This window comes from Micromonospora phaseoli (assembly GCF_900109115.1).
GTDB classification, from domain to species: Bacteria; Actinomycetota; Actinomycetes; order Mycobacteriales; family Micromonosporaceae; genus Micromonospora; species Micromonospora phaseoli.
The window spans coordinates 255,673-272,421 of the sequence record NZ_FNYV01000002.1; the positions used below are offsets into that span (position 1 = coordinate 255,673).

Consider the following 16,749-nt stretch of genomic DNA (forward strand, 5'->3'; position numbering starts at 1 on the left):
CCCTGGAGGACCATGGACAGGATCGCCATCATCGGCTGCGGCGGCAGCGGCAAGTCGAGGATCGCCCGGAAGCTCGCCCAGATCCTCGACGCGCCCCTGACCCACCTCGACGCGATCTACTACGACCAGCAGTGGAACCCACTTCCCCAAGAGAAGTTCGCTGCCAAGCAGGAGAAGCTCGTGGCTGGCGAACGCTGGATCATCGAGGGCAACTACGCCGGCACCCTGCCGATCCGGCTGGCCACCGCCGACACCGTGATCTTCCTCGACCTTCCCGCCGCCACCTGCCTCTGGGGCATCGCTCAACGCCGCCGACGCTACCGGGGCGGCCAGCACCAGGCCGACGGCGTCTACGACCGGATCACCTGGAACTTCATCCGATACATCCTCGGCTACCGACGAGCCATGCGACCCCGGATCCAGAACCTCATCCAGGCACACGAGCCGCACGTACGGCTGATCTCGCTCACCAGCCGCCGGCAAGCCAACCAACTGGTCGACCGACTACGACAAGGAGCCCAGCCGACGACCTGACCGACGCGGGACGGGAGGCGACCGGTGTCGGCTAACCGTTCCTCGATGGCCGCGTCGCCAGGGCGTAGCTGACGGCGGACCGGCAGCCCGGAAGGATATACGGATCTGCCCTATCCCCACGGTCATCTACAGGCCGTCGGTGCGACGATCCGGCGTTCTCCCGAGTGTCGTCGCCGCGGCGCCAGGCGGCCTCCTCCGACGCCACTCGCCGACGAAGTCGATCAGTGCCGCGGTTGGTCCTGGGCGCGGTGCTCGACCCGCTCGGAAGCCTGGTGGCGCGGGCTGTCACGTATCCGGTGCCCGGGTGATGTGCAGCCATGGGTAGTTCAAGCCGTCGCCGATGCGGGACCGAGCGGCGTGGACAGTCGGGTCGGTTGTCGACCGTGTGTGGTGTTGCTCGTCGAGGATCTGCCACCGGTCGACGGTGACGGCGGCGGGGTCGAGGTGGTAGTGGCCGCCGGTGTTGACGACCGGCTCGGGTCGGGTGGCGTCGGCCATCTGGTGACGGTCGGTGGCGGCGACCGCGGTCGCACCGTGGTGGTCAGCCGTGTCCTGCGGCGATGGCACGGCGCCAGTGTTCTCGGCTGGCGGTGTGGGCTCGTTCGGTGCGCACCGGCCGCGGCGGCGGACGGGGTGTTGTCGGCCTGTCGGGGGCGGCGGGTGCCGCCGGTGGTCGGGGTGTCGCGGCCGTCAAGGACATGGTCGGCGGTCAGTTCGTTCGCCGAGTAGGGCGGTGAGGCCGTCGTAGTCGGCGTTGACGTGCAGCCGGCGGCCACCTGCGTCAACATGCTGGACCGGCCCGGTGCGGACCTGGACGAACGATCCGAACCAGATCACCGAGCGATCGTCGCTCCGGCGCATGAGACGGAGCAGCGCCACGGCGAGTAGCGGCCGCAGCGCGACCGGGCTGGAGGTCCATGCGAGGGTGACGACGTCCAACACACCGATCGCCACGACGGTGGCTCGACCGAACCGACCGGTGACGACGAGCAGCACTGCGGCGACGGCCGCGATCGCGATGCCTGGGAGCTGCCGTCCGGCCACGACGTCCGGACCGTTGAGCAACACGCCGATCGACACCGCCGACGCGGCGACGAGCGCAGCGAGATCGGCGCGACCGGTGCAATGATCCGTGTGCGTCGCGGCATGATCATCGTCGCGGCCGATGGCGGGCGCGTACTCCGCCGGGAGATTCCTGCACCGGGACCGGTCGTGGGCCGCCCGGTCCAGGCGCAGGACCTGCGCATCAGCGGTCCCGGCCCGCCAGCTCGAGCACGGGCACCCGGGAGACCCGGAACGCGGGCCACGCTGCAGCGACGACGCCGGCTGCGACCGCAACGACGAGCGTCACCGCGAGGCGGGACCACGGTACGACGACGGATGGGATCTCCGCGCCACCGGTGACGTCGATCAGCGCCCAGCCGAAGCCGACTGCGACGGCGATGCCGATCGATGCTGCCACGAACGACAGGAGTGCCACCTCGAGCCGCACGATTCGACGCAGCTCTCGGCGAGTCGCGCCGACCGCTCGCAGCAGCCCGAGCTCTCCAGAGCGTTCATTGATCGCGAGCGCCGTGGTATTGGCGACTCCGAGAAGCGCGATGAAGCTCGCGAGGAGGAGCATCCCGTCGATGAAGTTCCGGAACGCGGCGATTTCGCTCCCGCTGTTGGCGACGTGTTCTGCCCGGGTCTCGAAGAACGACCCGGGCGTGGCTCGGACCAGCGCCCTCACGTCTTCCTCGGCGTCCGCGACCGCACCGTCGGCGAGGTCGACGAACAACAGAGCGTCGAGCAGACGACCGACCGAGGCGTCGAGTGTCGCACGGTCGACGAAGTACAAGGGGGCTTCGAAACCGCCGGTGCTCCTCGCGACCACGGCGACGATCGGCGCCTCGAGTGTCGAGCGTTCGAACTCGATCGCGAGGGTGCCGCCGAGCAGCGTGGGGTCGTCGCCGACCACGGCCACGCCCCCATCGCTCAGGTCGGCGAGGTCGCCGGCGATCGGGTCGAGGTCGAACGTGGTAGGCAGTGCCGTCGGGTCGATGCCCCCGATCGCCTCGGCTTTCCCTGCCACGATCCCTTCGGCGATCGACAGCGCGGCGACTTCGTCGACGTCGGGCAGCGCCGCGATCCGGCCGGCCAGGGTGGGGTCGATCGTCGGGAAGTCGGCGGTCGCCGACGTGACCACCAGGTCCGCCTGCAGTCCTTCACGAACGTCCGTCCCGACCGCGCTCGTCAGTGAGCTCGCGAAGATCGCGAACATCGTCACCATCGCGGTACCGAGCATGAGCGCGAGCGCCGTCGACGCCGATCGGCGGGGGCTCGCAGCCAGGTTGCCCGCCGCGATCGAGCCGCACACACCGGCGGCGCGACGGGCCACCTGAGCGCTCCCGCGCGCTGCGGCGGTCACGATCGCCGGGCCGCACAGCACGAGCGCCGGGACGATGGCAACGACCAGCAGGGCCCACGTCGCGCTCGACCGCGCCACAGCCACAGCTCCTCCAGCGATCGCCACCGCGGCGAGCACGAGCCCGCTCGCAGTTCGCGCTGGGCTCACGACCCGGGGTTCCGCCGCGCTCTCGCGCAGCGCCTCGATCGGCGGTGTCGCCGCCGCGCGGCGAGCCGGGATCCATGCCGCTAGGACCGTTGCGCTGATACCGACGGCCGCGGCGACCGCGATCGAGGTCGTGCTCACGATCGACGGCCCGGTGAGCAACGTGATCCCGGCGAGTCCGACGAGCCAGCGCAGCGCGCCCACTCCCGCGACCCCGCACACGAGGCCGACGAGCGTGGCGATCGTCCCGACGAGCGCCGCCTCGATCACCACTCCGCCGAGCAGTTGGCGTCGTTCCGCACCGATCGCACGCAGCAGCCCCGACTCCCGCCGGCGGCGGGCGACGGTGAGCGCGAACGTGTTGAAGATGATCGTCACACCGATCAACACCGCGACCACGGCGAAGGCCAGGAGAAAAACGGTCAGGAACTGCAGCGGTGACGTCGCGGCGTCCTGCATCGTCCGGATGTGGTCGGGCCCGTCGATGACCTCGGCATCAGTCAGCGCCGACAATCGGCCGAGCACCTCGGCGCGGTCAGCGCCCTCCGCGACGCCGACGAGCACCTCCGTCGGCGCTGCGGTGTCGAGCCAGGCGGACACCGCTTTGTCGGGCAACAGCACCGTTCGCTGCAGCGGTGCCGCGTCCGCCGACGCGAACGTCGCGACACCGGTGACGGTCGCGTCGTACATCCCCGTCGTGGTCAGGACCTGTACGACGTCACCCGGAGCCAAGCCTGCGTCACCGGCGAGCGATCGGTCGATCACGATCTCGCCGACCTCGGTCGGTGGTCGCCCGCTCGCGAGCCGGAACGGATTCAGCGCCGGGTCGGCGACCCAGTTGCGACCGACGTCGCTCGCCGTGCCGGTTCCGACTGACGATCCGTCAACGACCAGCTTCGCGAAGCCGACCCATTGCGAGGCGGCCCCGTCGACGCCATCGACCGTAGCCACGCGCTCGGTGATGTCGGGATCCAGTGATCGCCGAACCGACCTTTCCGGATCTCCCGGCCCTCCGCCGGGCTCGCCGAGGACGACGCCCTGCACCACGGCGTCCGTCCCGGCCAACGCTTCGGCGATGTCACCGGCCGCTCGGCCACGCATCGAGTCGGACAGCACCAGCGTCGCGACGAGGAACGCCACCGACAGCATGATCGCCGTGCCCGTCAGCATGAACCGACCCCGACTCGCGAGCACGCTTCGAGCCGCACTCCGCATCATCTGGCTCATCGCCCCAGGCCCTTCATCACGTCGATCACCGAATCCGCCGACGGGTGATCCATCACGTCGTGCACTCGGCCGTCGACGACGAACACGACGTGGTCCGCCCAGGCAGCGGCGTTGGGATCGTGCGTGACCATCACGATCGACTGGTGATGCAGATCGACTGCTGATCGCAGGAATCCGAGGATCTCCTGTCCGGACCGGGTGTCGAGGTTGCCGGTGGGCTCGTCGGCGAAAACCACCTGCGGTCGAGCGACCAGCGCCCGGGCGACGGCGACTCGCTGTTGCTGGCCACCCGAGAGCTCCGTCGGCCGATGATGCATGCGATCGCCGAGGCGCAGCAGCGACACGACCTGATCGAGCGCTGCGACACTCGGCCGGCGCCCCGACAACGTCATCGGCAGGCAGATGTTCTCCTCGGCCGTGAGCGTCGCCACGAGATTGAATGCCTGGAACACGAACCCGATCCGTTCTCGGCGCAGCCTGGTCAACTCGCGGTCGTCGAGGGCCGACAGATCGGTGTTGCCGACGAATGCGCGGCCAGATGTCAGTTGATCCAGCCCGGCGGCGCAGTGCATCATCGTCGACTTTCCCGAACCCGACGGGCCCATCACAGCCGTGAACTTCCCCGCCGGGAACGCGATGGTGACGTCGTCGAGCGCGACGACGGCCGACCGGCCGGAGCCGTATCGCTTGACGGCGCCGACGAGCATGGCCGCAGCGTCATCAGCGTTGGCTGACAGCGCGCTCCCGGACTGCCGATCGACGACCGTGGAATCTGGACGTGAGGACACGAGACCTCCGATAAGTGGTTGGTCAGGGTTTTGCAAGAAATCCGGAGTTGTAGGTCTAGCTGGGGACCGGGCCGGTCGCTGATTCAGCCGCCGATCCACCTAGCCGCCTGGGGTTGCCCCCGGAGCTTTTCGTCCGGCCAGGTACGCCCTCGATACCAAGGGTCGGTCCGTGAGTCTCAGCGCGCAGCGCGCGCATCGATGTGGCCATGGGCAAGCTGCCTCGGCCGGTTGGTAGTGCCAACAGTGAGTTCACGCCCGCGTTACCGCGACTAACTCCTGCTGTCCGCTGCACGCCCGAGGACGGGATCTCCTTCACCTCGAGCAGCTGACTTACGGGCAACCACCGGCTGCTTCACAAGGTGCTTCAGGGGGCAGCCCAACCGCTCCGTGAAGCGGCCCGCTGGCGGGCCGTTGAAACAGCTCTCGAACTTCACACGGTGCTCCATGAAACCGGTGGTGCTTCACCAATTCGTCGTCGTTGCCCCCGCCGGGGTCGGCGTGCACACAGGCCCGGCGGCACCCGCAGCTGTCTCATGGAGCAGGTCTGCCTCACCGCTCGATGTCCAGATGCGGCGAGCGACCTGGGACCCAGCGCCACCCACCAACCACGGCACCCACCGGCCTGCCAACCGACCGGCCGGGCGTTTCCCCGGACGGCGCTGCGTTGACTGCCATCACCAGCCTCCTACATACGGGTTACATCGCTCATCTGACGCCTTCATACCGAGCGAACCTGAGACGACGGTTAAATGCGGCGCTCAGGCGGGTTGGCCGAACCAGGTGCCCAGCGCACGCACCAGCGTGGTGGCGTCCAGGTCCTGCCCGGTAGGCAAGGCCCAGGCGACACAGCCGCCGGGCCGGATGAGCAACGCGTTGCCGTCCACCCGGTCCGCCGCTGCGGAGGTCATCTCGTTCTTAGCTTGATCTTTGACCCGTGCGCACCCCACAAGCCGCCGACCGATGGACCTGGCTGATCATCGCCGCCCACACCCAACTGCGGCTCGCGCGTGCCCTCGTCGCGGACCTCCGCAGACCATGGGAACGGCCAACACCCCCCGAACGCCTCACACGCGCCCGCGTCCGCCGCGGGTTTCGGAACCTGCGTCCGAAGACACCCCTCCCAGCGCGTACTCCGAAACCCAGCAGACCAGGACCCGGACGCCCACCCGAATCACGAAACCGCCAACCAGCACCCCGCCACGACGTCGGCAGACCGCCAAACGCGACCCGAGCATCACCGCACGCAAACAGCGCACGGGTTAAAGATCAAACTTAGGTATCCGTAAGAGCGCGGTCCCAGCGACGCTAATCCTGGCCTCAGGTTGATCGGGAACAATGAGCGGCAAAAGCATCGACTGGAAGGGGGCGGGCCGGCGTGCGGATCATGATCGCGGATGATGACGCGGCTATCCGTGAGTCGTTGGAGCGGGTGCTCCAGGTCGAGGGTTACGACACCAGCACCGTCGCCAACGGTCTCGCCGTGCTCGACGGGGTCGGTGGGCCCGGCGGCGACGCACCGGATCTGCTGATCCTCGACGTGATGATGCCCCGCCTCGGCGGGTTGGAGACCTGCCGGCGGTTGCGGGCCGCGGGTCGGGATCTGCCGGTGCTGATGCTGACCGCCCGTGACCAGGTCACCGACCGGGTCGCGGGGCTGGACGCGGGCGCCGACGACTACCTGCCCAAGCCGTTCGCCACCGAGGAGTTGCTGGCCCGGGTGCGGGCCCTGCTGCGCCGGCGCACGCCGGGCGACGGCGAGTCGCAGATCCTCTCGTTCGCCGACGTCCGGCTCGATCCCGACAGGTTCGAGGCGTGGCGGGGCGGGCGGCCGCTGCGCCTGACCCGGACCGAGTTCTCCCTCCTGCAGGTCCTCGTGCGCAACGCGACCCGGGTGTTGACCCGCGACGCGCTGTTCGAGGCGATCTGGGGCTTCGACATGAGCGCCACCGCCAACAACCTCCAGGTGTACGTGAGCTACCTGCGCCGCAAGATGGAGGCCGAGGGTGAGCCACGATTGATCTACACGCTGCGCGGCCTGGGATACACGTTGCGGGAGACTCCTCCGTGAGCAGGCCCGCCGGCCAGGAACCGCGCCGGCTGACCCGATGGTGGCGCCGGCGGTCCCTGCGGACCAGGCTGACGGTGATCGCGGCGACGGCCATCGCCGTCAGCGTGTTCATGGCCTTCCAGGTAGCCAGCGAGCTGCTGGACTGGCAGCTGCGGGACACCGCCGAGAATCAGCTGCGCGCCGACTCCCGCGTCTTGGCGACGAACGCGGAGCGCGCCGGTCTGGCGCAGGTCCCGCTACCGCCGTATCCCGGATCCGGTCCGCTGGTGCGGGTCATCCTGCCCGACGGCTCGACCCGGACGCCGGCCGGCCAACCCGCGCTGCCCCCGGTCAGCGAGCACGCCGGGCACGTGGCGCAGGGCGCGTCGGCCGACCTGATGGAGTCGAACGACAGCGACGAGGACGGCTACCTCATCTACACGCTCCGGGCGGGCGACGGCGCGGTCCAGGTGGCCCGCGTCGTCGACGACAGCCCGATCAACCAGTTCGGGTTCGGTATGCTGCTGATCGGGCTGCTCTGCGTGGTCGGCGGCGCCCTTGTCGGGCGGACCGTGGCGCGGACCGGGCTGGCACCGATCGACCGGCTGACCGCCGCCGCGGAACGTGTCGCGCACACCCGGGATCTCGACGCCCACATCCCGGATGAAGGCGGTGGGGAGATCCGGCGGCTGATCCAGTCGATCAACGACATGCTCGCCGCGCTCCGGGACTCCCGGCAGGCCCAGCGGCTGCTCGCCGAGGACGCCGCCCACGAGCTCAAGACCCCGCTCACCAGCCTGCGCCTCAACGTCGAGCTGCTGATCCGGCTCGATCGGCGCGGCACCCTGGACAGCGCACTGCCGGCGGAGAGCCGGACCCGGCTGCTCAACGATCTCGGCGCCCAGGTGGCCGAGTTGAGCACCCTTGCCGCCGAGCTGACCGACCTGGCCCGCGGTGACGTCAGCGACGAAAACACCGAGCTGCTCGACCTCGCCGACGTGGTGGTGGCCGCCGCGACCCGGGCGCGTTCCCGCGTGCCCGACATCGAGATCGCGCTCGACCTCACCTCCGTGTGGGCGAGCGGCCGTCCCGCTGCGCTCCAGCGGGCGGTGCTCAACCTCATCGACAACGCCGGCAAGTGGTCCCCCGCGGACCAGCCGGTCCAGATCCGGCTCCGTGCCGAGGGCGCGTCGGCGGTGCTCGAGGTCGACGACGCCGGACCGGGCATCGACGCCGCCGACGTACCGCGGGTGTTCGACCGGTTCTACCGTGCCGACAGCGCCCGGGCGTTGCCGGGATCCGGTCTCGGGCTGTCGATCGTGCAGCGGGTCGTCGACGCCCACGGCGGCCGGGCCACCGTCGCCCGCTCCGCACGCGGTGGCGCACTGCTGCGGGTCGACCTTCCGGCCCCGGCCCCGCCCGCCCCGATCGCGCGGCTCACCGCCGGGGAGGACACCACGATGCGCTGACCTGCCCGGCGGCGCAGCGCAGGACAAGGGACGGGGCCCTCGGGCATGGCCCCGCGCGGCTCACCGTCGGGGCAGGACACCGCGGTGCGCCGACCCCAGCCCCGGCCGCACAGCGCTGGGCCAAAGGGCGGCGGCGTCGGGCAATGGCCTACGCGGCCCACCACCGGGCAGGACACCGCGATGCGCCGACCCCAGCCCCGGCGCGTGGCGCAGGGCCAAAGGGCGGCGACCGTCGGGCCAATGAAAAGATCCGGGACGGGCCTGGGTCCCCGTCCCGGATCTCGACCGTGCCGCCGCGCTCACCGTTGCAGCGCGGGTGTCGCCTCTCCTGGAAGGGGCGAGAAATGCCATCGAATAGATTTCTTCTACGAGGCCGTGGCACCGGCATCGCGCAGATTCCGACGCGATCGCAAGCAACGAAACAGGTCATGGCGCCGAGACCGAAAGATGATCATTAACGGGACCCGAGTCGGGTGACGCCGGATGGGGCGAGACCAGACATCCTGGGCCGCGTCCGGACTCGGGTCCGTCGTGGAAAAGGCAAGAGCAGCGAGATCAAAGCTGGCCGAGTAGCAGGCAGACGGCCGCCGCACCAACTTTGAACCACGCGACCAGACGCGGACCCGCACCGCAAGAACGCGTTTCCCCAGCCCACTGCACATCTGGTCGAGGTGGTTCGCGCACTGCCAACCACGGGCTCACGTTTCCCCAGTTCAGGGAATTTTGGTGGACCATACTTGGCAGAATCCGAACCACATTCCCGCAGCTCACGGTCCCGCAGTAGCCGTCTTGCCGGTTCGGCGTCGCACCGCGCGCCACCGGTGACAGCACGACCCGGGGCCAAACAGCAGAGCTGACCTGGCCATGAGGTCCGACTGTCGGGCGTGGCAGCGATGCCGGAGCCGCTGCATGCTCGGCGGATGCGAGTTCATGTCGGAGTCCCGATGTCGACCAGACAACCATGATGTCGATAACGGCGAGCTGCAACTGGTGGCCCGCTGATGACAGCAGCCAGCTGTCTATGCCGTTGGGATCCGGTTCGTGTGCCAGGATCGACACAAACCGATTTCCAACCCGGATCGGGTCTGATCGGCGTCATCCCGCTCGGCTGATATCCACCCTACCTGGACTGGAGCGGGACCCGGGCTGGCGGCCCAGTTCCCCGCCCCGGCTGGAAGGTTCTCTTTGACGGTGACGGCTGGCGTGCCACTCGGCCTCGCGGCCGTGTCGGGTCGCATGGCCCATCCGGGTGCCATGCGTGTTCTGGTGTGATGTAGCTGTGAGGGTGCAGGACGACAACGAGCCGGCGGTGTTGACGGATCGGTTGCGGCGGGATAGCCAGAAAGCCCTCAACAAAGGCGCCAGGTGAATTGCGCGAAAGACCCGGAAGGTGCCGGAAAAGCTAGCAACCTCCGGGTCTTCACATCAATCCATATGAAGGAGATCAGGCTCCATATCGCGGAGCATCCAACTGTCTGCCAATCGCCATTGTTACACCTTCTCAAGGGTGACGCGGTGACCGAGATCAGGGTCACCGACGGTCCAGAACAGAACCAACTTTCCGTCAGCCAGATCCGATGCGAGCTTGACCGAGAAGGGGACGGGAACGTCGTCGAGATCCTCGAAAACCAACACGAGCTGGGTTTTCTTCTCACTGGAGTCGTTCACATCCGCCTGAATGGACCACCTCCCGACACCCGGAACGGTAGACGTAGTCGCCTGCGAACCAACCAGCGAAGACGGGAGCCCTTTGGCGGAGAACGTCCGGTCGCCCGCAATGATCAGTTCAGACGCGCCACTCCCCCGCCACGCTCCCACCACTGCAGAATCAGTAAGTTCAGGGCGTTGGTCACTGGACCATCTGCTTACCGAAAAGACCACAGCGACAGCAGCAAGGCAGGCCAAGGATACGACAATCCCCGCCGCCAACCGCCCGTAGCTCCTAGTCATCGCTGGCACGCCGAGTTCACACAGGTGGTGATGCGGAACCGGTAGCTTTGGATCTGGTAGTGCTCAAGTGGGTAGGCATCCACTCCGCTGCCGGCGAAACCATTCCCGCGTGGGGGGTCACTCCAGGAACTCTCGTACCAGACGCGATCGTAGTGGCATTGGTTACGTGGTATTCAACCACCGGATTATTGTTCTGGTATCCAACCACATTCCATTCCACATCAAAAGATCCGGTGAACGACATGATGGGCCGACCGAAGGGCGTGCGCGGGTTCTGCTGCTTCAGCCCCGACGTGAGCTTCGGGCCGTCCCGGAGCAGAATAGCCTCCAGACTCTGCGATGGCGGGAGCTTCGAGTAATGGAAGTCCTGACGTCCGCCGACCTCACCAGCGGCCGACCGCCGGTCGATCTCCAGATAGATATTGGAGAACTCAGCCGTCTTCCAGAGCTCCGAATGTGAGACAGAGCCGAATGTGAGACAGAGCCGAAATCGCCACACTCCCGGACCCGACGAACTGATGCCGGCGCGGTCAGTTGGCCGCGTCGCGTTCGGCAGCGTCGATGTTGGCGTCGGTGACCTGGAGCATGCCGAACAGCAGGGTGAACGCCAACACGCCCATGATCGCGAAGACCGCGCGGAGGCCGAACAACTCGGCCAGCAGGCCGCCGGCAAGCGCGCCGATCGGTATGCTCCCCCAGGCCAGCAGGCGATAGCTGCTGTTGACCCGGCCGAGCAGGCGGTCCGGGGTGATCCGCTGGCGCAGCGATATCGTGATCACGTTCCAGGCGGCGAGCAGGATCCCGCCGCCGAAGAAGACCGCGCCGATCACGAACGGGTTGGTGCTCAGCGCCGGTACGCCGACGACCGCCGCCATGGCGACCACGGACACGCCGAGCGCGCGGGCCCGGCCGAGCAGCTTCTCGATCCGCCCAGCGACGAGCGAGCCGAGCACGATGCCCGCGGCGATGGTGGTCAGGAGGAGGCCGTACCCGGGCTCGGTGAGCCTCATCGCCGAGCCCGGACCGACCGCGTAGAGCACCAGCACCGCGAAAATCGCGCTGGTGATGAGGTTGCTGCCGCCCACCATCGTCGCCAGCGTGCGCAGCAGCCGGTGGCGCCAGAGGAAGCGCACGCCTTCGGCGATGTCGGCGCGCAGCGTGGTCGGTCCGTTCCGCTCGACCCGGAACCGGCCGCCGACCAGGAGCAACGCCGCGACCGCGACCGCCCACAGCCCGGCCGGCCCGGCCAGTGCCAGTGCCGCGCTCGCGGCCACCAGGAAGCCGGCCAGCGGCGGGCCGACGAACTGGTTCGCGGCCAACTCGACGGCGTGCAGCTGCCCGTTGGCGCGAGGCAGCAGCTCGCGTGGCACCACCTGCGGCAGGATCGACTGGGCCGACGTGTCGTAGAGGGTCTCCGCGACGCCGGCACCGAACGCCACCAGGTAGAGCAGCCAGATCGAGCCGGCGTCGAGCGCCACGGCCACCGCCGTCGCGCCGAACAGCCCGGCGCGCAGGGTGTTGGCGGCGAGCATCACCCGACGCCGGTCGAGCCGGTCGACGAGCGCGCCGGCCGGCAGCGCGAACAGCAGCCACGGCAGGCTGAACGCCGCCACCACCCCGGCGACCAGCACCGGGGAGCTGGTGAGCCCGACGGCGATCAGCGGCAGCGCGATCTTGACAATCCCGTCGGCGAGGTTCGACACCGCCGACGCCGACCAGAGCCGCCAGAACCTGCCGCCCAACCCGCGCGGGTCGGGGCGCGAGTCCGCCCCCGGATCCGTACGCGGTGCATCCTCGACCCCCGTCACGGGGTCGAGGATGGCAGAAGCCACGCCTCCGTCCAAGCCGCACGCCGGATGGGCTTTCACTCAGTGAAATCGTGGGTCGCCGGAGGCGGACCTGCCACGGGACCATCCGAACCACAGCGTCGCTCGTCCCGAGGAGGTCCGGTCGCATGGCGTTCGCCCGCAACCAGTGGTACGTGGCGGCCTACAGCAGCGAGGTCGGGCGGGATCTGCTCGCCCGCACGGTGCTGGGTGAGCCGCTGGTGCTCTACCGCACCGAGTCGGGGGCGGCGACGGTCCTCGCCGACCGGTGCGTGCACCGCCGCTACCCGTTGTCGGAGAGCCGGCTCGACGGTGACACCATCGTGTGCGGCTACCACGGCTTCACCTACGACCAGACCGGCACCTGCGTCTTCGTACCGGGTCAGCAACGCATCCCGCGTACCGCGCGGGTCGCCGCGTACCCCGTGGTGGAGCAGGACTCGTTGGTGTGGGTGTGGATCGGCGACCGGGACCGCGCCGACCCGACCAGCATCCCCCGCGCGCCCTGGCTGGACGATCCGCGGTACACCGTGGTTCGCGGGATGGCGCCGCTGAACGCGCGGTACGAACTGCTCGTCGACAACCTGATGGACCTGTCCCACGAGACCTACCTGCACGGCGGCTACATCGGCACGCCCGAGGTGGCGAACACGCCGATCACCACGGAGGTGGACGACGAACGCGGCATCGTCTACGTCAGCCGACACATGGACGACGCCGAGTGCCCGCCGTTCTACGCCCGCTCGACCGGCATCCAGGGCCGGATCACCCGCTGGCAGGACATCGAGTACCACCCGCCCTGCCTGTACCTGCTGCACAGCCGGATCGCGCCACAGGGCGTCTACCCACCCGCCGAGGGCGAGGACAAAGACGCCTTCCACGCCGAGATCGTGTACGCGATCACCCCGTCGACCGAGCACACCACCTACGACTTCTGGGCGGTGGCCCGCGACTTCGCCGTCGACGACGAGTCGGTCAGCGAGTACCTGCACCAGAGCAACCACACGGTGGTCATGCAGGACGTCACGGCGCTGAACATCCTGGAGCAGGTGATCGCGTCCGAGCCGGACAAGTACCAGGAGCTCAGCATCAACATCGACACCGGTGGGCTCGCCGCCCGACGCCTGCTCGCGCGGCTGGTCGAGGCGGGAGCGGTAGGGGCGGCGGGGACGGTGGGAGCGCCACGATGACCGCGCCGGCCGGCATGCTCACCGGCGACCGGGTCTACCGGATCCACTGGATGCCGGGTACCGACACGCTGCGCGGGATCTGCCACTGCGGGGCCGAGAGCACCGCCGAGGAGCCCGTGGAGCTGTGGGACTGGCTGCTCGCCCACCCGCGCGGCCACCAGGTGCCGGCGGTGGTCCCGCCGGCACCGCAGCCGAGCGCCCGCAGCGCGGTACCGGTATGAGCCTCGACGAATCCCCGTGCGCGGAGCTGGTGGTCGCCGGCCGGGACCAGGTGGCCACGAACGTGGTCGTGTTGACCCTGCTCCGCCCCGACGGCGGCGACCTGCCCGGCTGGACCCCGGGCGCGCACGTCGACCTGGAGCTGGGTGCTGACCTGGTACGCCAGTACTCCCTCTGCGGCGACCCGGCGGATCGCACCGCGCTGCACGTGGCGGTGCAGCTCGAACCGGACGGCCGCGGCGGCTCCCGCCAGGTGCACGAACGGCTCAAGCCCGGCGCCACGGTCCGGGTGCGCGGGCCACGGAACAACTTCGAACTGGTCCCGGCCCAGCGGTACCTCTTCATCGCCGGCGGTATCGGCATCACCCCGATCCGGCCGATGGTCGCCGCCGCCGACGCCGCGGGCGCCGACTGGCGGCTGGTGTACGGCGGACGCAGCCGCGCCACCATGGCGTTCGCCGCCGGGCTGCGGGAGAAGTACGGCGATCGGGTGAGCCTGTACCCGCAGGACGAGACCGGGCTGCTCGACCTGGACGGGCTGCTGGCGCCGCCCTGCGACGGGCTCGTCTACTGCTGTGGGCCCGAGCCGCTGATCGACGCGGTGCAGCAGCGCTGCCGGGCGTGGCCCCCGGGCACCCTGCACGTCGAGCGCTTCACCCCCGTGGCGATCGCCGACGGTGACGAGACCGCCGTCGAGGTCGAACTCGCCCGCACCGGCCGAACCCTGACCGTACCGCCGGGCACCTCGATCCTGGCGGCGGTGGAGGCAGCCGGCGTGCAGGTGCTCTCCTCGTGCCGCGAGGGCACCTGCGGCACCTGTGAGACCCCGGTGCTGGCCGGCGTGCCGGAGCACCGGGACAGCCTGCTCACCGAGGAGGAACGGGCCGTCGGCGACACCATGATGATCTGTGTCTCCCGGTCCCGGACGCCTCGGCTCACGCTGGAGCTGTGACCGACCGTCGGGGGTGGGCATGATGGCGGGGTGCACGCGCAGCCCGGACGGTCGGTCACCAGCAAGGTGTTGGCCCTGCTCGACTCGTTCACCCCGGCCAGCCCGGCGTTGACCCTGAGCGAGCTGGCCCGCCGCGCCGAGATCCCACTGCCCACCGCGTCCCGTCGCGTCGCGGAGCTGGTCGCGTGGGGGGCGCTGGAGCGGGGCGCGGACGGGCGGTACCGGATCGGGCTGCGGCTCTGGGAGGTGGGCTCGCTCGCTCCCCGGGGGCTGGGGCTACGCGAGCTGGCGCTGCCGACGATGGAAGACCTTTACGAGGTGACGCACGAGAACGTCCAGCTGGCCGTCCGGCAGGACCTCGAACTCGTCTTCATCGAGCGGATCGCCGGGCGGCACGCGGTGCCGGTGCTCACCCGGGTCGGTGGCCGCTTCGCGTTGCACGCCACCGGCGTCGGGTTGGTGCTGCTCGCCTACGCGCCGACCGAGGTCCAGGAGCAGACGCTGGCCGCGCCGTTGGAGCGGTGGACCGAGCTGACCATCACCGACCCGGGGCGGCTGCGCCGGGCTCTGGCCGAGGTGCGCCGCACCGGGTACGCGGTCAGCGACCGACAGGTCACCATGGACGCCCTCTCCGTCGCCGCGCCGATCCGCGGTCCGGACGGCTCGGTGGTCGCCGCGATCTCGCTGGTGGTCGCCCACGACCGGGCGGATCCGGTGGCGCTGGCGCCGCTGGTACAGGCGGCGGGCCGGACGATCTCCCGGGCGCTGGGCACCCCCGTACGGGCTGCGGCGACGAGCCACGTGACGCCGTTACCGCCCGTCACGTGACGCAGTAACGTATCCGGGTGTTCATTGTCCGCGCCTGCTCTGGTCAGCCCTGTTCCGACGCCCTCGGCGACGGGTCACCGTGGTGGTGAACGACGGCCTGGGCGGGCAGCCCGTCCTGGGGTCGCCGTCGGATCGGGCGGCGGTCGGGCGGGCTCGGGCGCAGCGGCTGCTGGTCACCCTGCTCGGTGACCACTGGCACGCCGGCCGGTCCCCGCTGCCGTCCGGCGGGCTGGTCGCGGTGCTGGCCGAGTTCGACATCGCGCCGGCCAACGCCCGCGCGACGCTCAGCCGGCTGACCCAGCGGGGGATGCTCCAGCGGACCAAGGAGGGCCGGCGGACCAGCTACCGACTGACCGAGCCGGGGTGGCACATCCTCCAGCGGGGCGCTCGGCGCATCTTCGCCACCACCGACGAGAGCAGTTGGGACGGCAGTTGGACGCTTATCGCGTTCACGTTGCCGCTGGACGACGCGAACCAGCGCCGGCTGCTGCGGGCCCGGTTGCGCTGGCTGACGTTCTGGCCGCTGTACGACGCCACCTGGGTGACCCCGCACGACCGGTTCGACGAGGTACGCGAGCAGCTCAGCGAGCTCGGCATCACCGACGCGGTGGTCGTGCGGTCCAAGGACCTGGACCTGCTGCCGAACGGCAGGGCGCGGCTCGACGCCGCCTGGCGCATCGACGAGTTGGCCGCCGGCTACCAGACATTCCTGCACCGCTACCGTGAGCTTGCCGGCCGGGTCGCGGCCGGTGGGGTGACACCGGCGGAGGCACTCGTCGCCCGCACCAGCCTGGTGAGTGACTGGCGTGCGCTGGTGGGGACCGATCCGGACCTGCCGGTCGACTTCCTGCCCCCCTCCTTTCCCCGGGCCGAGGCTCGGGCGGTGTTCCTGAGCATCTCCGAGGCGCTGGCTCCGCTGGCCCAGAAGCGCTTCGAGGATCTCGTCCAGACGCTCGAACAGCTCTGACGCCGCACCGCCCCGCCGGGTCGTCGGTCCACTCCGCACGGTGGCGGCACACCTGACTCGCCCCGCCCTGTCCACCGCCTGACGTAGATACACTGCAAAATCGTTGACTAGCGATCAGATTTCGCATTACGTTGCCCACACGCCTTTGACCAGGTGGTCCAGCCGCCCGTTCCCGGCTGAAAGGGGTTTCGTCATGCA

15 protein-coding genes and 1 pseudogene are annotated in these 16,749 nt (G+C 69.7%); 9 read left to right on the top strand and 7 right to left on the bottom strand.

Annotated elements, in window-relative coordinates:
• Positions 1-12 precede the first annotated feature (12 nt).
• Entirely contained in the window at positions 13-534 is a 522-nt protein-coding gene (locus BMY89_RS06010) for a P-loop NTPase family protein (RefSeq protein ID WP_092376212.1), read from the top strand.
• A 285-nt stretch (positions 535-819) separates the two neighbouring features.
• Here BMY89_RS06010 and BMY89_RS06015 read toward each other — a convergent pair whose 3' ends face one another.
• The 5 genes from BMY89_RS06015 to BMY89_RS30260 all read right to left on the bottom strand — a co-directional run bounded on the left by BMY89_RS06015 (position 820) and on the right by BMY89_RS30260 (position 6,011).
• Positions 820-1,101, bottom strand: a complete 282-nt coding sequence (locus BMY89_RS06015; protein WP_092376215.1) for a hypothetical protein — start codon at positions 1,099-1,101, stop codon at positions 820-822.
• Between the two features lie 123 nt (positions 1,102-1,224).
• Positions 1,225-1,614 (bottom strand): hypothetical protein, encoded by a 390-nt coding sequence (locus BMY89_RS06020; RefSeq protein WP_175510307.1) that lies wholly within the window; start codon positions 1,612-1,614, stop codon positions 1,225-1,227.
• Between the two features lie 166 nt (positions 1,615-1,780).
• Entirely contained in the window at positions 1,781-4,258 is a 2,478-nt protein-coding gene (locus tag BMY89_RS06025; RefSeq protein WP_170147663.1) for an FtsX-like permease family protein, read from the bottom strand.
• Between the two features lie 53 nt (positions 4,259-4,311).
• A complete protein-coding gene (locus BMY89_RS06030) occupies positions 4,312-5,022 on the bottom strand; it encodes an ABC transporter ATP-binding protein (RefSeq protein ID WP_092376221.1) in 711 nt (236 codons plus the stop codon).
• Between the two features lie 839 nt (positions 5,023-5,861).
• The gene (locus BMY89_RS30260; RefSeq protein ID WP_170147664.1) at positions 5,862-6,011 is read right to left on the bottom strand and encodes an aromatic-ring hydroxylase C-terminal domain-containing protein; all 150 of its coding nucleotides are present in this window, start codon (positions 6,009-6,011) and stop codon (positions 5,862-5,864) included.
• A gap of 26 nt (positions 6,012-6,037) precedes the next feature.
• Between BMY89_RS30260 and BMY89_RS31445 the strand changes: the two are divergent.
• The 3 genes and pseudogenes from BMY89_RS31445 to BMY89_RS06045 all read left to right on the top strand — a co-directional run.
• Positions 6,038-6,379 (top strand): annotated as a pseudogene (locus BMY89_RS31445) (hypothetical protein); the annotation flags it as partial.
• Between the two features lie 108 nt (positions 6,380-6,487).
• The gene (locus BMY89_RS06040) at positions 6,488-7,171 is read left to right on the top strand and encodes a response regulator transcription factor (protein ID WP_175510308.1); all 684 of its coding nucleotides are present in this window, start codon (positions 6,488-6,490) and stop codon (positions 7,169-7,171) included.
• On the top strand, positions 7,168-8,619 hold the full coding sequence (locus BMY89_RS06045) for a HAMP domain-containing sensor histidine kinase (RefSeq protein WP_092376227.1): 1,452 nt from the start codon (positions 7,168-7,170) through the stop codon (positions 8,617-8,619). Before BMY89_RS06040 ends, BMY89_RS06045 begins: the two co-directional genes overlap by 4 nt.
• Positions 8,620-10,110: 1,491 nt before the next feature.
• Here the strand turns inward: BMY89_RS06045 and BMY89_RS29795 are convergent.
• Both BMY89_RS29795 and BMY89_RS06050 read right to left on the bottom strand, forming a co-directional pair.
• The gene (locus BMY89_RS29795; protein WP_139217909.1) at positions 10,111-10,569 is read right to left on the bottom strand and encodes a hypothetical protein; all 459 of its coding nucleotides are present in this window, start codon (positions 10,567-10,569) and stop codon (positions 10,111-10,113) included.
• Positions 10,570-11,099: 530 nt separating this feature from the next.
• Positions 11,100-12,377, bottom strand: coding sequence for an MFS transporter (locus BMY89_RS06050; protein ID WP_175510309.1), 1,278 nt, complete (start codon positions 12,375-12,377; stop codon positions 11,100-11,102).
• 146 nt (positions 12,378-12,523) lie between these two features.
• Here BMY89_RS06050 and BMY89_RS06055 point away from each other — a divergent pair, with 146 nt between their 5' ends.
• The 5 genes from BMY89_RS06055 (at position 12,524) to BMY89_RS06075 (ending at position 16,551) form a co-directional block, all read left to right on the top strand.
• Positions 12,524-13,585 (top strand): aromatic ring-hydroxylating oxygenase subunit alpha, encoded by a 1,062-nt coding sequence (locus BMY89_RS06055; protein ID WP_092376233.1) that lies wholly within the window; start codon positions 12,524-12,526, stop codon positions 13,583-13,585.
• Positions 13,582-13,806, top strand: a complete 225-nt coding sequence (locus tag BMY89_RS06060; protein WP_092376236.1) for a hypothetical protein — start codon at positions 13,582-13,584, stop codon at positions 13,804-13,806. The genes BMY89_RS06055 and BMY89_RS06060 overlap by 4 nt, the downstream gene beginning before the upstream one ends.
• Positions 13,803-14,756 carry a PDR/VanB family oxidoreductase gene (locus BMY89_RS06065; protein ID WP_092376238.1) on the top strand — a complete coding sequence of 318 codons (954 nt, stop codon included), beginning with the start codon at positions 13,803-13,805 and terminating at the stop codon, positions 14,754-14,756. The genes BMY89_RS06060 and BMY89_RS06065 overlap by 4 nt, the downstream gene beginning before the upstream one ends.
• 30 nt (positions 14,757-14,786) lie before the next feature.
• Positions 14,787-15,584 carry an IclR family transcriptional regulator gene (locus BMY89_RS06070; protein ID WP_175510310.1) on the top strand — a complete coding sequence of 266 codons (798 nt, stop codon included), beginning with the start codon at positions 14,787-14,789 and terminating at the stop codon, positions 15,582-15,584.
• Between the two features lie 82 nt (positions 15,585-15,666).
• Complete coding sequence (locus BMY89_RS06075; RefSeq protein WP_139217910.1) at positions 15,667-16,551, top strand: PaaX family transcriptional regulator; 885 nt, start codon at positions 15,667-15,669, stop codon at positions 16,549-16,551.
• The last annotated feature ends 198 nt before the right edge of the window (positions 16,552-16,749 follow it).

Coding starts and splice junctions, on each gene's coding strand:
- BMY89_RS06025 (WP_170147663.1), bottom strand. CDS start 4,258: ATGCTGACGGGCACGGCGATCATGCTGTCGGTGGCGTTCCTCGTCGCG.
- BMY89_RS06055 (WP_092376233.1), top strand. CDS start 12,524: ATGGCGTTCGCCCGCAACCAGTGGTACGTGGCGGCCTACAGCAGCGAG.
- BMY89_RS06040 (WP_175510308.1), top strand. CDS start 6,488: ATGATCGCGGATGATGACGCGGCTATCCGTGAGTCGTTGGAGCGGGTG.
- BMY89_RS06060 (WP_092376236.1), top strand. CDS start 13,582: ATGACCGCGCCGGCCGGCATGCTCACCGGCGACCGGGTCTACCGGATC.
- BMY89_RS30260 (WP_170147664.1), bottom strand. CDS start 6,011: ATGACCTCCGCAGCGGCGGACCGGGTGGACGGCAACGCGTTGCTCATC.
- BMY89_RS06010 (WP_092376212.1), top strand. CDS start 13: ATGGACAGGATCGCCATCATCGGCTGCGGCGGCAGCGGCAAGTCGAGG.
- BMY89_RS06065 (WP_092376238.1), top strand. CDS start 13,803: ATGAGCCTCGACGAATCCCCGTGCGCGGAGCTGGTGGTCGCCGGCCGG.
- BMY89_RS29795 (WP_139217909.1), bottom strand. CDS start 10,569: ATGACTAGGAGCTACGGGCGGTTGGCGGCGGGGATTGTCGTATCCTTG.
- BMY89_RS06030 (WP_092376221.1), bottom strand. CDS start 5,022: ATGCTCGTCGGCGCCGTCAAGCGATACGGCTCCGGCCGGTCGGCCGTC.